Origin of the sequence: Paraburkholderia strydomiana (assembly GCF_031456815.1) — a bacterium.
Lineage (GTDB): Bacteria > Pseudomonadota > Gammaproteobacteria > Burkholderiales > Burkholderiaceae > Paraburkholderia > Paraburkholderia caledonica.
Window position 1 is genome coordinate 1,005,331 of the sequence record NZ_JAVDVL010000001.1, and the last position, 13,192, is coordinate 1,018,522.

The 13,192-nt window shown below is 59.8% G+C and carries 13 protein-coding genes; 1 reads left to right on the forward strand and 12 read right to left on the reverse strand.

The features are described from left to right. Positions 1 to 640: 640 nt before the first annotated feature. From J2W46_RS04510 to J2W46_RS04520, 3 genes are all read right to left on the reverse strand, one after another. The gene (locus J2W46_RS04510) at positions 641 to 1,114 is read right to left on the reverse strand and encodes an Lrp/AsnC family transcriptional regulator (RefSeq protein WP_179214145.1); all 474 of its coding nucleotides are present in this window, start codon (positions 1,112 to 1,114) and stop codon (positions 641 to 643) included. A gap of 448 nt (positions 1,115 to 1,562) precedes the next feature. After that, positions 1,563 to 1,967, reverse strand: coding sequence for a hypothetical protein (locus J2W46_RS04515; protein ID WP_087751951.1), 405 nt, complete (start codon positions 1,965 to 1,967; stop codon positions 1,563 to 1,565). A gap of 17 nt (positions 1,968 to 1,984) precedes the next feature. Beyond that, a complete protein-coding gene (locus J2W46_RS04520) occupies positions 1,985 to 2,350 on the reverse strand; it encodes a hypothetical protein (RefSeq protein ID WP_310351621.1) in 366 nt (121 codons plus the stop codon). 769 nt (positions 2,351 to 3,119) lie between these two features. On the opposite strand from J2W46_RS04520, the gene J2W46_RS04525 reads away from it, so the two are divergent. Continuing rightward, positions 3,120 to 5,642, forward strand: a complete 2,523-nt coding sequence (locus J2W46_RS04525; RefSeq protein ID WP_310351624.1) for a PAS domain S-box protein — start codon at positions 3,120 to 3,122, stop codon at positions 5,640 to 5,642. A 64-nt stretch (positions 5,643 to 5,706) separates the two neighbouring features. On the opposite strand, the gene J2W46_RS04530 is transcribed toward J2W46_RS04525, so the two are convergent. The 9 genes from J2W46_RS04530 to J2W46_RS04570 form a co-directional block, all read right to left on the reverse strand. Next, the gene (locus J2W46_RS04530; protein ID WP_020066708.1) at positions 5,707 to 6,612 is read right to left on the reverse strand and encodes a LysR family transcriptional regulator; all 906 of its coding nucleotides are present in this window, start codon (positions 6,610 to 6,612) and stop codon (positions 5,707 to 5,709) included. A gap of 102 nt (positions 6,613 to 6,714) precedes the next feature. Continuing rightward, positions 6,715 to 7,152: a type II 3-dehydroquinate dehydratase gene (gene aroQ, locus J2W46_RS04535; RefSeq protein ID WP_204521921.1), complete on the reverse strand. Its 438-nt coding sequence runs from the start codon at positions 7,150 to 7,152 to the stop codon at positions 6,715 to 6,717. Between the two features lie 18 nt (positions 7,153 to 7,170). After that, positions 7,171 to 8,223 (reverse strand): Gfo/Idh/MocA family protein, encoded by a 1,053-nt coding sequence (locus tag J2W46_RS04540; RefSeq protein WP_310351629.1) that lies wholly within the window; start codon positions 8,221 to 8,223, stop codon positions 7,171 to 7,173. 157 nt (positions 8,224 to 8,380) lie between these two features. After that, the gene (aroE, locus tag J2W46_RS04545; RefSeq protein ID WP_088174159.1) at positions 8,381 to 9,214 is read right to left on the reverse strand and encodes a shikimate dehydrogenase; all 834 of its coding nucleotides are present in this window, start codon (positions 9,212 to 9,214) and stop codon (positions 8,381 to 8,383) included. Then, positions 9,211 to 10,434, reverse strand: coding sequence for a CaiB/BaiF CoA transferase family protein (locus J2W46_RS04550; protein ID WP_310352043.1), 1,224 nt, complete (start codon positions 10,432 to 10,434; stop codon positions 9,211 to 9,213). Before J2W46_RS04550 ends, aroE begins: the two co-directional genes overlap by 4 nt. Beyond that, positions 10,434 to 10,901, reverse strand: a complete 468-nt coding sequence (locus tag J2W46_RS04555; protein WP_310351632.1) for a MaoC family dehydratase — start codon at positions 10,899 to 10,901, stop codon at positions 10,434 to 10,436. Before J2W46_RS04555 ends, J2W46_RS04550 begins: the two co-directional genes overlap by 1 nt. 2 nt (positions 10,902 to 10,903) lie before the next feature. Next, positions 10,904 to 11,296, reverse strand: coding sequence for a VOC family protein (locus J2W46_RS04560; protein WP_131316152.1), 393 nt, complete (start codon positions 11,294 to 11,296; stop codon positions 10,904 to 10,906). Continuing rightward, positions 11,293 to 12,243 carry a ketopantoate reductase family protein gene (locus J2W46_RS04565; RefSeq protein ID WP_310351635.1) on the reverse strand — a complete coding sequence of 317 codons (951 nt, stop codon included), beginning with the start codon at positions 12,241 to 12,243 and terminating at the stop codon, positions 11,293 to 11,295. Before J2W46_RS04565 ends, J2W46_RS04560 begins: the two co-directional genes overlap by 4 nt. Positions 12,244 to 12,437: 194 nt before the next feature. Beyond that, positions 12,438 to 13,013, reverse strand: a complete 576-nt coding sequence (locus J2W46_RS04570) for a TetR/AcrR family transcriptional regulator (protein ID WP_310066257.1) — start codon at positions 13,011 to 13,013, stop codon at positions 12,438 to 12,440. Positions 13,014 to 13,192 lie beyond the last annotated feature (179 nt).

A 13,192-nucleotide genomic window follows, 5' to 3' on the forward strand; every position in this document is an offset into this window, starting at 1 on the left:
CGTATTTTTTCATCGACCGAAGTCGAGCCGGGTTCGAGTATAGGACTCGACTTTCTTCAGGAAAACAGCACCGCATGTCTACGGCGGTCGGAAAGCGCTAAACGGTCTTCAACACCTGCTACTCAAAACTAATCGCTTTAAGCTGGAAGTGATCTGTAGCTCCGTACGGAAGTAAAAAGTGCTCGGCGGCCGGCGAGAATCGATTCTTTTTCGAATGCCATTCGTTTTTTCGCTCATGGCAGATATGGTCGACCCTCTTCACGCGAGAGGACACCTTGTCAAAGCGGGAATAAGAACTTCCGAACGGCGTTCCACCAGATACCGTTAATTGAATTGGTCGAGAGACAGCATAGCCGCGGGCGCGCCGCCGAACAGCTTATGGATATTCATCGATTGGACCGACAAGCCGCATCGCGCGTAAAAACGGTGGCACATAATTGAGCCGATCTCGTCGCAAACTTAACTGAGCGATATGCTGCTCGCGCTACAGGCGTTTATGCCGGAAGGTGTGAAATAGACTCGGCCGGAAGGCGGAATGTTCGTCTGGCTACAACTGACGAATGGCATGGATAGCAGCAGGCTTCTGCAGGACGCATTGGACAGTCATGTCGCATTTGTGCCAGGCGGCACGCGCACGAAGTTACTCGACAGGGCTCGGCCCGCGCTCGAGATAGGTAGACAACGCAATGTAGCTTCGTGTGCCGGTGAAACCCTCAATAGAGTGAATCCGCTCCAATAGATCCTCGAGGGTTTGCGTATCCCGCGTACGGACCTTTAGCAGCATGGCACTATCGCCCGTCACGGTGTGGATCTCTTCAACATCGGGGAGTTCTTTCAACTTGAGGAGATGGCGCGTGACGAGATAACTCGGCGTGTCGACGTGCACGAAGGCAAGCAATGGCCTGCCCAGCTTAGAGCCGTCGAGCGAACAAGCTGTCTTCTTGATGACGCCTTCGCGCTTAAGTCGTTTGACACGCTCATGCACCGCCGGCGCGGACAGATACAGCAGGGCTCCCAAGTCGGCGTAGCTTCGGGTGGAATCGTCTGCGAGCAGGTTGAGCAGTTTGCGATCCGTTGCATCGAGTTTTGCCGGTGCGGAGGTGATCTGCCGCATACCCAGCCCTTCTGCAGCCTCTCGCGCCGTAGCTTCCTTACCTGTGGCCATCTTGATCTCACACGGATTGTCGGTGTCTGGTCGCTCAAGCATAGACCATTACCTGAATGCCATACAAGGAAATATGGCTTTCCTCTAAGCATATCAAGCTCACTCGATGAATGGGCTCGACTTTATCAAGCAACTCACTGGAGCGCCGCATAGTGCGGGCTGGATTGGGAGCACGGTGAAAGGACAATCCGACAAAGTACCGCCGCGTATGTCTTCGGTAAGCTGAAGTACTGGACGGACCTCGCCGTCCCGCGGACAAAAGCGACCATGCATGCAGTTATTTCGCACCCCTTGGCATCACGCGCTAAGACGGCCACCCGGAGGCGTGAATTTCGCTGCATTGGCCTTAACCGCGCATGACGATCTCTCTGCACGACCGGCGCGATTGCAGCGAGCTTTACGCGGCTTCTGCCAACTCTGGCCAGGCTGCGGTTTCGGCTACATGCTCGCGCAGATGTCGCCGCGCGACGTCCTCAAACTGTTCGTGCCACCGCGCAACGTCGCCCTCATCGTGGACGTCTTCCAGTTCTTGCAGAAGCGCGATAACGCGTGGTTCGTAAGCGTTGACGCCTGACATTGCCAACGCGCGAAGCAATGGACCACCCTCGCCCGCCTGGTAATATCCAATACCGAACTCTTCCAATGCGGGCGAGTAGTGCTCGTCGTGAATCAGCGCGCCGATCGCGCAGCGGCGGCCATCGCGCCCACGCAGCCGACAACTACCGCTGTCGTCTTCCGACACTGCCATTTGCGCGAGAAGATGCGAGCGAACCGTCGTGAAGATCTGCTGGAGACTTGTCATGAAACTGCTCCGCATCTTCACGCAGCGCGCTGCAAGCTATTCGCCGACAGTCCGAATCTGCGCGCGATAGAGCGCAGCCGCTCGTCCCATTCCCAGATGCCGAAGACGTCATGAACGTTCTGCAGACAGCTCAACAATTCGACGGTCTGTGGCGAATAGATATTGAGGCGTGCGCGCAACAGTGCGCGCTTCAGTGCAGCGACCCCTGCGTCCATGTAGGTGGGAATCTGCAGCGCGTCGGCGAGGACATAGCGAACCGGCACTCCTTCCATCGACGTGCGGTAATCAATCGGACGGATCATTGCGCCGATCGGGCATCCGCCGCAACGGCCGCGGTACGCGCCGCCGCCCTGCGGAAGCAGCGCGGCGTTGCCTTGGTTCATAAGATGCGCCACGCTCGAATCGAAGATCTGTTGATGAGTAAGAAATCCCGCTGCCACGGTTTGCTCCGACGAATTAAACATATACACACTATCGTCCGCTGACGCGTTACCTTGTATCCAGAAAAACCCTGTTTTTACCTAAATGGAACAAAAGGACGCGTAATTTGTACCGAAAAAAGTGCGACGTGAGCGTTCGCTGATCCATGTTCGACGTCGCTGGCAGTGTGCCGTTAAGATGAGAGCGCGAGTGCATGAATTGGCGCGGTCCCCAAGCGCGGCAACCACTGCATCGGTAACCCTCAACAAGATCCAAACTCAGCACCAAGCGGCCGGGCAATAGACAGCAATATTTTCGCTATGGAAAACCGGCAAGTTGCCTATCAACATCGATTTCGCTTTTTCTCCCATTGTCGATACCTTGTGCAAGAAAGCGTGCTCGCCTACAAGGCGCTTGTGCGCGCGTTCCTGTCTTTCAACGTCATTCACAGTGCGCTCGACAAATCCGATTTACGTATCAGGAGTACTTAGGAGAGTGCGGATCGTCATGTTTTCCCGAACTTCCAGGACCATGCAAGGAATCGCGCGGCCGACTTGCCAACAAAGTGGTCCGCTACTATTGTCCCTTAGTCCACACATGGACATGTCACGACATGCCTTTAGCATAATTGCGGCTCGGCTCATACCTTGCTCGTGCAAACGTGTATAAATATTTCAGATCGCCTGTGTTTTACTCTGCCACGCGAGCGACACTCGCATGGAGTTATTGAAGATGACCACAAGTCAAGATCCGCAAGTCGAAAGCGATATCGCCGTACAACTCGCAGCCGAGCGTTCTACCAACGCCCGGCTACTCAAACTTATTAACGCCCACTCGAAGATCGCGGCGACCAAGCTGAATCTGGATACCTTCTTTTCCGTAGTCACCGACGCGCTGCTCGATCTGGTGCCCGCGGCCCACGCATCGGTAGTGGAATGGGTCGACGGCGACGACATGGTGTACCGCGCATGCAGCGGGTCGATAGCGCGGCACGTCGGTTTGCGCCTGAAGCGTGAGGGAAGTCTCTCGGGTCTGTGCTCTGTCGAGAACAAGCTGCTCTATTGCCGCAACACTTCCAACGATCCACGCGTCGACAGGCAGGCGTGCGAGCGAGTGGGAGCCGCTTCGATGATCGTCGCGCCACTTGCCTACCACGCGGAAGTGGCAGGCGTCGTCAAGCTGATGGCCGACACGCACGATGCGTTCTCTGCCGAAGACATTCAAACCCTCGAGCGGATCACTTCGCTCGTCGCGTCCGGTATGGCGCATCAGCGCGTATTTGCCGAGAACCAGACGCTGATCGAAGAAAACGCGATCACCATCGCAAAGCTGCGTACCGAAATCGGTTTGCGCGAAGCCGCGGACAAGAGACTCGCCTCCTCCCTGCGCCGCCGCAGACTCGTGCTCGACACTACGCATGACGCTTTCATTTGTACGGACTCGAACGGCATCATCATCGACTGGAACGATGCGGCGAACCGCACGTTCGGCTATTCACGCGACGCCGTGATCGGCCAGCCCATGCTGTCACTGCTATTCCCCGAGCGCTGCAAGGCCGAGTACGCTCAGTTGGACATCTTCGAGTTCGACCGGAAGCAGCCCGGACACAGTCCGCGCACGGAACTGACCGCCGCGCGAAGCGACGGCAGCGAATTCCCGGCAGAACTTTCCGTGGCCGCTGTGCAATACGACGGCAGTAAAGAACTCGCGTACTTCGTGCGCGACATCACGGAGCGCTTCAACGCGCGCGATCTCGACAAGCGCTTTCGCGTGCTTGTCGATGCGATCAGCGATTACGCCATCACGTTGCTCGACGCCGACGGGCTCATCACCACCTGGAGTGCCGGGTCCGTGCATGTAATGGGCTACCATGCCGACGAAGTAATCGGCAAGCCACACTCGCTTTTCTACACGCCCGAAGACGTGTCAGTGGGCAGGCCGCAGAAAGACCTCGACCAGGCCGCGCGCGAAGGCCGCAGCGAAATGGAAGAGTGGCGTGTGCGCAAGAACGGCACGAACTTCTGGGCCAACACCATCGTCACGGCGCTGCGCGATCCCAACGGCGCGCTGCAAGGCTTTGCGAAGATCACGCGCGACATGTCGCGGCGGCGGCGCATGGAAGAACTCGAAGCATCAAGCCAGCGTATGAGCCAGTTCCTCGGCCTGCTGGGGCATGAATTGCGTAATCCTCTCGCTCCACTGCGCAACGCCGTTAGCATGCTGCAACTCAAATCGAAGGGCCACGAAGCATTTCTGCCAGAACACGAGCTTATAGACCGTCAGCTGTCGCACCTCACCCGTCTGGTCGACGATCTGCTCGACGCCGGGCGCGTGACGCTCGGCCGCGTACACATCACGCCTACGCCGTGCACGTTGCAGGCAGTCGTTGAGCTCAGCATAGAAGGCAGTGCGCCGCTTCTGGCAGCGCGCAACCAGACATTGAACGTGTCGATGCCCGAAGAGCCGATGCGCGTCAACGGCGACCTCACGCGTCTGGTGCAGGTCGTGCAGAACCTGCTAAACAACGCATCGAAGTTCAGTCCCATTGGTGCGTCAATCGACTTGACGGTATTTGGATCCGCACGGCTGCTCGCCATTCGTATTGACGACCCCGGCCGCGGCATCGAGCCCGATGCGATCGATGCGATGTTCAATCTGTTCGTGCAGGAAACGCCAACCGAAGAACAGGCCGATAAAAGCGGCCTTGGCATTGGACTCACGCTCGCGCGTGCAATTGTGGATCTGCACGGCGGGCATATCGACGCGCGTAGTGCAGGACGCGGCAAAGGCAGTTCGTTCACAGTATGGCTGCCGGGGTACGAAAGCGAAGTTGCCGACGAAGAGACACGCGAAAATCCGCCCGTCGCGCCGCCGCAAGCAAACCTGCGCGTACTCGTTGTCGACGACAACAACGACTCTGCGGACAGCATGGCCGCGCTCGTCGAAGTGCTCGGCCATGAATCGCGCGCAGTGTACGACGGCGCCGCTGCCGTCGAGCTCGCGAAACAGTGGCAGCCGGCGCTTGTCCTTCTCGATCTTTCGATGCCGAAGATCACCGGCTTCGATGCGTTACCGCAGATCCGCGCAGCCCTGCAGGAGCCCGGCGCGGTGATCGCGGCAATGACAGGACTCGGCACCAGCGAAGACCGCGCGCGGACCGCGGCAGCAGGCTTCGATTTGCATCTGACCAAACCGGTCGGTCTCGACGATCTGGAAGATGTGCTGCGTCTTGCAGGCAAAAGTTCTGTGACGTGAGAGCGCGATGGGTGTCGGCTCGGACGGCGCTCAGGTCATTTCATATCGGCCGGCTCACACGAGCCTAACTCCTGCTCGAAAACAGGTCGGCCACAACGGAGCGCAACCAGCGATTGCCCGCCTCGTGATGGTACTTCGCATGCCAATGCTGCCGGACCGCAAATTTATCGACCTGGAACGGACAGGAGTGAACTGCAATGTCGTTCACTCTTGCCAATGTCTCCCCGATGTTTCGTGGCAACGTGGCGATCAGATCGGTCGACTTGATGATCGAGCCGAGCCCGAGCATGCCCGGAAGCTCGAGCACAACATCGCGTTCTATGTTCTCGCGCAACAGCGCCTGCTCGAGCAGTTGTGCGCCCGTCCCGGCAGCAATGGTCACGTGCCCCTCGCGACAGTACTGCTTGATGCTGAGCCTGGTGCGCACACGTGGATGGTCAGGATTGGCAAGACAGACCCAATCCTGCATATAGAGCTGTTGCTGATACATGCCGCTGCCGAGCCACGGTATATGCCCGATCGCCAGATCGGCCTCGCCGGATTCGAGCGCGCGCTCCGTGTTTCCATCGATTCTCGCGGCTTCCAGCCGGATACCCGGCGCGTGGGCGCGCACGTGTGCCAGCATCCTGGGAAGCAGCGTGATGTGACTCGCATCCGTCATGCAGATGCGAAACCGGCGCTTTGCCGTGTTTGGATCGAACGATATCTCCCACGCCGAAAACCGCCGAAGCGACTCAAGGATCTGCCTGCACGGTCCGATCAGCGCATCCGCCTGCGGTGTCGGCGTCATCCCGCCTGGTGTACGGACGAACAGGGGGTCCTGCAGGTGTTCCCGCAGACGCCCCAGCCAGATGCTGACCGTGGGCTGACTCTGCCCAAGTTGCTCGGCAGCGCGTGTGACGCTCCGCACGTCGTACAGCAGGTCGAAGAGCTGCAGTAGCTTGAGATCAGGTAGCTCGGGGCTATTCATGGCGATATTGTCGAATGTAATGTCGCCATTGTATTCATTGAATTATCCTTAAGCGCGCACTCCTGTATCTTGCACCCCGCGCCTCGCCCGACGCATCAGCTATCAGGCGGTAGCCGACACTGCCGCCCGCAGTCCGAGCGAGTAGCTGTCTATACCAAATCCGCAAATCTGTCCCTTCACGATCTCGGCGAACACCGAATGATGGCGAAAGGCTTCGCGCGCGTGAATGTTCGACATATGAATCTCGACGATGGGTACGGTCAGGATGGCGAGCGCGTCCCGAATGCCATAGCTATAGTGCGTCCATGCGCCGGCATTGATCAGCACGCCATCGACTTTATCGACGAAAGCCTGATGGATCCGCGCACACATGTCCCCTTCGCTGTTGGTCTGGTAACTCTCCACCGTCACGCCAAGCTCCGTGGCCAGCGCCTGAAGTTGAGCATCGATGTCGGCGAGCGTGGCAGTTCCGTATTGAACCGGATCGCGCTTGCCGAACATGTTGTGATTAATGCCGTGCAGCATGAGGAAAGTTTTCATGAGTTATCCATACGATGTTTAGACTGGCGTCGTTTCGACAACGGCGCCGGTTTTCGCTGCCATCACGACCGCTTCGGTAATGCGCAGATTTTGCAGGCCGTCGCGCGCGGTGACGATCGGTTCCGCTTCGCCTCGCACGACTTGCCCGAAGTGTTCCATCTGATACTTGAGAGGATCGCCGCGCATCACGGCCTCCACGCCGACATCGAACGGCTTCCACCAGGATCGATCCTCAGCCTTCCCGTAGGTCTTGAGGCGCATGGTCGGAATCGACAATGATCCGAATGTGCCGGCGATCACATAACAGTCTTCGTCAGCGTAGGACGCGTAGGCCTTGTTCTCTTGCGACGTCTGTTCCCAACTCCGCGCGCTGGCGGCCGTATCCGATAAAAGGAACGTGCCGAGTGCGCCGCTCGCGAAACGCAGATTGACGGCGACGGTATCCTCGACTGCATAGCCGCGCGTCGCATTTGACGAAAACGCCTGGACCGCCACGATGTCGCCGCATAGCATTCGCAGGTTGTGGATGTCGTGAATCATGTTGAGCAGAATCGGGCCTGCGCCCGGTTCCTTGCGCCACGGCGCGTCCTCGAAATACTGATCGGGCTTGAAGAACATTGCGCTGCCCATAACCGCAACTATCGAGCCGAGCCTGCCTTCGTCGATGATCGCCTTTGCGCGCGCCATGATCGGACTGTGCGCGCGGTGATGACCGATCAGCACGCTTGCGCCATAGCGGTCGGCATCGGCGACGAGTGCTTCGGCCTGCTCCACCGTGGACGCTATCGGCTTCTCCAGCAGCATCGGCACACCTGCCTGCATGCTCAAGCGCCCGTGTTCCAGGTGAAGCGTGTTCGGCGTTGCAAGAACCACACCGTCCGGACGATCTTGTCTGAAGAGTTCATCGAGCGAGCGGTAATGCGGCACATGTCCTTTCGCGGCAATGTCGGCCGCCGCGTCTGACGGATCGACCACCGCCGACAGGACACAAGTCGCGTTTTCCCGGACGACACGAATATGCTCGAGACCGATATAGCCGGCACCCGCTACGGCGATACGCGTTTTCTTCATATCACTCTCCGTGTCTTCCGAGCCGGCGTGAATCGCCCACATCGAGATCAGATTGAACACGATGGCGAACGCGACGACCGGTTATAAGCCACAGCCTACTCGCGATAACGAAATTCCGTCATATGTCTCGCTTTGCACGCGGCGTTTTCTCGTCGCGTCAATCCAGCGGAACGGTCAGTTGGTCGATAATCGCGTGCGTGCGCGGACGCACGCCTCGCCACCATGCGAACGCTTCCGCGGCCTGTTCGACCAGCATGCCGACGCCATCCGCGACACCTTGCACGCCCGCGTGACGCGCTAGCCGCAGGAACGGCGTGAGACCCTTTCCGTACGCGAGTTCATACGCCGTGCCGCTCGCGCTGAAAACGCTCGGCGGAACAGGCGGCCGTTGCCCGGTCAGGCTCGCGGACGTCGCGTTGACGACGAGGTCGAACTGTCCCATCGATTCAAGCTCCGCATAGCCGCACGCGACGAGTGTTGCGTCAGCCGCAACCTGTTCGACGAGCGCCTTCGCCTTGTCCACGTGCCGGTTAGCAATGACGAGTCGTGCAGGCCGCGCCGCGATGAACGGCAGCAACGCGCCGCGCACCGCTCCGCCCGCGCCAAGGACCAGCACGCGCTTGCCCGCCATCGGCTGATGCAGGTTGATTTCAATGTCACGCACGAGTCCGACGCCGTCGAAGTTCTCCGCCACGATGCGCCCGTTCTCGAACTTCATCGCGTTGACGGCCCCCGCGAGCGCAGCCCTTTCGCTGCGCTCGTCGGCCATGGCGAATGCCTGTAGCTTGAACGGCGCAGTGACGTTCATGCCCTTGCCGCCCGCAGCGATGAAAGTTCTCACCGTATCGTCGAAGGCATTGGCCGGTTCCAGCGGCCCTTCGATGGCGTCATACGTCATGTCCTGTCCGGTCTCTTCTGCGAAAAGACCGTGGATCAGCGGCGATTTCGTATGTCCGATCGGATTGCCGATTACCGCGTATCGATCGCTCATTGCGCACCCGGCTTCGAGAAGAGCACGCCATCGGTCTGCATCGCGTCGATCTCGGCCGCGCTAAAGCCCAGCGATTGAGCCACTTCCTCGTTGTGCTGTCCGAGGTCGGGGCCGACTTCGCGTATCGACGTATCGCAGTCGGAGAAGCGGAACGGCAGGTTCGGCAGACGCAGTTTTCCGAAGCGCGGATGGTCCTGCTCGATCACCATGCCACGGGCGACGATCTGCGGATCGGCGACAACTTCATCGATGCGCTGAACCTTCGCGCTCGGCACATCGACGCTGTCGAGCAAGGCCAGCACTTCCGCGACAGGCCGCGCAGCTACCCACGGTTGAACGACTGCGAGAATGGCTTCACGATTCGCATTCCGTCCGTTCAGACTATGGAAGCGCTCGTCGTTGCCGAAGCCGACCGGACCACCGTGTTGCTCGACGAGTGTCGCGAAGCGCTTCCACGAATCGTCCACTTGTGCCGCGATGACGAGATCGCCGTCGGCCGCGCGAAACACGCCGTACAACGTCGATGTCGGCATGTCGTGGCCCGTTTGCTCCGGCACCACGCCTTGCATCGTGTAGCACTGCACCGCATATTCATGCATCGAAAAGAGCGCGTCATACAGCGCCATGTCGATGTGCTGGCCGCGTCCGCTCTTCACCCGGCCGAGCAGCGCGGCGTTGACAGCCGCGACCGCATGAATGCCGGTGTACATGTCGCCGAGCGAAATGCGCATGAGCGGCGGCGGCTCACCGGGGTTGCCGATCATCTGCATGATGCCGCTCTTCGCTTCCGCAATCAGGCCAAAGCCCGCGCGATGCGCATCCGGTCCGGTATGTCCATACGCGGAAATCGAGCAGTAGACGAGGCCCGGATTACGCTCGGACAACGCGGCGTATCCGAGCCCGAGCTTGTCCAGCGCGCCCGGCCGGTAGTTCTCGATGAATACGTCGGCGGAATCGCACAGACGCTGCATGAACGCCTTGCCGCGCGGATCTTTCATGTTGACGCTCACGCCGCGCTTGCCCATGTTGAGCTGCAGGAAGTAGGCGCTTTGCTGGTCGTCGAGGACGGTGGCGTGCTGACGGCCTGCGTCGCCGCTGCCGGGACGCTCGACCTTGATGACTTCCGCGCCGAGCGCCGCAAGGCATCGGCCGACATAGGGACCGGCGAGAAAGTGGCTGTAATCGACAACGCGGATACCTTCGAGTGGACGCGCCTGCATCATTTCGCTCCCGGACGGCGCGGGATCATCAGACGATGTTCGCCGCGTTGAACGACTTCGCCGTTCTGGTTGATCAATTCCGACGGCAGCACGACGATGCCCCAGTCCGGACGGCTCTTGCTCGCGCGCATCGAGCCGACGCGGAACTTCACATGCAGCACGTCGTTAGCCTTGATCGGCAGCAAAAAGTCCCACGTCCAGCCGAGAGACATGCCAGGCAGAAAGCGATAGTCACTTTGCGTCTTCAGGCCGTCGGCAATCGACAATCCGAAGAGACCATGCGCGACGATCGAACCGAAATGGCTCGCATTGGCGTATTCGTCGTCGACATGTACCGGCGTGTGATCGCCTGTGAGATCGGCGTAGGCGAGGATGCGTTCTTTCGTGACGGTATAGCTGGGGCTCACGCACTCGTCGCCTTCCCGCGCATCGTCCCAGTATTTTTCGGTGATGGTAGTGGTGCTCATGCTCACGCCTCCGCGCGTGGGTTGATCGCCAGCGCCTGCGCGACGCACGTAGCAGGTTTAGCCTGAATGAGTTCGACAGCGAGGCCGTCGGGCAGACGCAGCCAGTTGCGGCCTTGCGGCATTTCTGTGACGCCGAACGCTTGCGCGGCGGCAAGCGCGGCTTCGAGGTCTTCGCACATGACGCCGAGATGCGCGAGCCGACCCTCGGGGCCCTCATGCTGTGGCGCGCTGATGAACTGCAGACCACCCAGCGTCCAGTACTGACGCGGCTCTTCGCGCGTGCCGTCGACTTCTCGCATCGTCATGCCGAGCACATTTTCGAAGAAGCCGATGTGCCACTGAATGTCCTTCACCCAGATGGCGACGTGTTCCAGATAGGCTCTCGTCGCGCTCATGCTGCGGCCCCTACTTTCTGGCGGTCCGTCATCGCCCGTTCGATGCCCTTGATGCAAGCGACGAGCGTCGAGTTCACCGGAGTCGGCACGTTGAGGCGCTCGCCCCAGCGCACGACCGCGCCGTTGATAAAGTCGATTTCGGTGATGGAAGACTTTTCGAGGCTTTGCAGCATCGATGTCTTGAATGCGGGCGGAAGACCTTCGGCGGCCATGTTCCAGGCGTCTTCGGCATTCGTGATGGAAAGCGTGATGCCGGCGGCCCGGGCCGCTGCCATTGCTTCTTCGACGGCTGCGAGCGACGTCGCTTTCAGAACAGGTTCATCGTAGAGCTGGCCATAGGTGAGCTGCGTGATGCCCGTGATCGCGCCCGTCGCGACGTTGATGAGCAGCTTGTCCCACATCGTGCCGAGAATGTTGTCGCTGACCGTGGTCGTCAGACCGGCGGCGTTGAACGCATCCGCGATTTCTTGCGCACGGCTCGTGATGCGGCCGTCGAGTTCTCCGATGATCGTGAGTTTGCCCGTCACGCCGGCCTGGATATGGCCAGGCCCTCTCAGGACGCCGCCGACATACGTCTTGCCGGCGAGCACGCGCTCGCGTCCGACGATCTCGCTCAACACGTCTTCGTGGCCGAGACCGTTCTGCAACGACAGCACGACCGTTTCCGGACCGACGAGAGCGAGCGCGCCGCGCATCGCCTGATCGGTGTGAAAGGACTTGACCAGCACGATAACGAGGTCGACGGGGCCGACTTCTGCCGGATTCATCGTCGCGCGGACCTTGACCTGGCGCGTGCCGCGCTCGTCGTCGACTTGCAGACCGTCGCGGGACATGGCTTCGACGTGCGCGGCGGACCGGTCGACGAGCCACGTCTCATGGCCGCCTTCGGTCAGTGCGGAGCCGATTGCGCAACCCAGCGCTCCAGCCCCCAAAAATGCGATCTTCATATGCGTCTCCTTGAACGCAAACGAAGATACGGCTCCGCGCACATGCTGGCAATGCAATGGCTTTAATAGCCGCATTGCGTACGGCAATAATGGGGTAGGTCCTCAGGCGACGTTACGGCACGGAAATGCAGACGCCGATCGCGCCCGGCAGCCTGCATTCCGCCATTGGGGTCTAGACGCGCCGAGGTAAAGCGTCAGCCCGGCAACAACCCGGCCTGCCTATAACTATCCATGAGCGTGTCGAACAGCGCGATGTCCGCGCGACCACGTGCCATGAGCTGCGCACCGGCGACTGCGGCATAGATGGCGCAGGCGCGTTGGCGGGCCCGCTGTGCGTCGACGATCTTCGCCTCTCGAAGATTTTTTTCCAGCCATGCGACATTCACGTCTGCAAAGGCCTGAACCTCTTTTTTCACTCCTTCGGGGAGATCGTCATACTCTGCGGCCATGAAGCTGCTCAGGCACATGCGGTTGTCGCTCTCGAGCGACTTGCGAAACGTCTCCGGATATCGACGCAGGCTAACAAGCGGATCCGCCGACTCGGTCGCAAGCGCTTCCAGCACCGCCGCGGAATCTTCCCAGTAGCGCCTGGCAACGGCCGCAGCGAGGTCTGCCTTGCTTGCGAAGTGATGGTAGATGCTTGCAGCCTTGATCCCCACGTCCTGCGCAAGGTCGCGAATATTCAGTCCGCCGTACCCGTGGGCCTGCGCCATTCTTGTAGCCGCGACGACAATTCTGTCGCTCGAACTTCCGGCGGCCTGATTCTTCATGGCAAGTCTCCGCAAAAAACTGTTGACTGCGCGGATTGTAGCGCCTAAAGTCCAACCTAACAAACGTTAGGTATAACGACTCGGGGCCGACTAGCCGTCGGCTTTTTTAACGCGGCGTCCACCTATCGAACGTTAGGTAGGACGCTGTCTATATCATCGAATCAGCCACTGATAGAGGA

Bases quoted from the DNA above. Each gene is read 5' to 3' on its own strand.
- J2W46_RS04530 (WP_020066708.1), bottom strand. From the start codon at position 6,612: ATGAATAGCCCCGAGCTACCTGATCTCAAGCTACTGCAGCTCTTCGAC.
- J2W46_RS04550 (WP_310352043.1), bottom strand. From the start codon at position 10,434: ATGCAGGCGCGTCCACTCGAAGGTATCCGCGTTGTCGATTACAGCCAC.
- J2W46_RS04510 (WP_179214145.1), bottom strand. From the start codon at position 1,114: ATGCGGCAGATCACCTCCGCACCGGCAAAACTCGATGCAACGGATCGC.
- J2W46_RS04560 (WP_131316152.1), bottom strand. From the start codon at position 11,296: ATGAGCGCGACGAGAGCCTATCTGGAACACGTCGCCATCTGGGTGAAG.
- aroQ (WP_204521921.1), bottom strand. From the start codon at position 7,152: ATGAAAACTTTCCTCATGCTGCACGGCATTAATCACAACATGTTCGGC.
- J2W46_RS04565 (WP_310351635.1), bottom strand. From the start codon at position 12,243: ATGAAGATCGCATTTTTGGGGGCTGGAGCGCTGGGTTGCGCAATCGGC.
- J2W46_RS04570 (WP_310066257.1), bottom strand. From the start codon at position 13,013: ATGAAGAATCAGGCCGCCGGAAGTTCGAGCGACAGAATTGTCGTCGCG.
- aroE (WP_088174159.1), bottom strand. From the start codon at position 9,214: ATGAGCGATCGATACGCGGTAATCGGCAATCCGATCGGACATACGAAA.
- J2W46_RS04515 (WP_087751951.1), bottom strand. From the start codon at position 1,967: ATGACAAGTCTCCAGCAGATCTTCACGACGGTTCGCTCGCATCTTCTC.
- J2W46_RS04520 (WP_310351621.1), bottom strand. From the start codon at position 2,350: ATGAACCAAGGCAACGCCGCGCTGCTTCCGCAGGGCGGCGGCGCGTAC.
- J2W46_RS04525 (WP_310351624.1), top strand. From the start codon at position 3,120: ATGACCACAAGTCAAGATCCGCAAGTCGAAAGCGATATCGCCGTACAA.
- J2W46_RS04555 (WP_310351632.1), bottom strand. From the start codon at position 10,901: ATGAGCACCACTACCATCACCGAAAAATACTGGGACGATGCGCGGGAA.
- J2W46_RS04540 (WP_310351629.1), bottom strand. From the start codon at position 8,223: ATGAAGAAAACGCGTATCGCCGTAGCGGGTGCCGGCTATATCGGTCTC.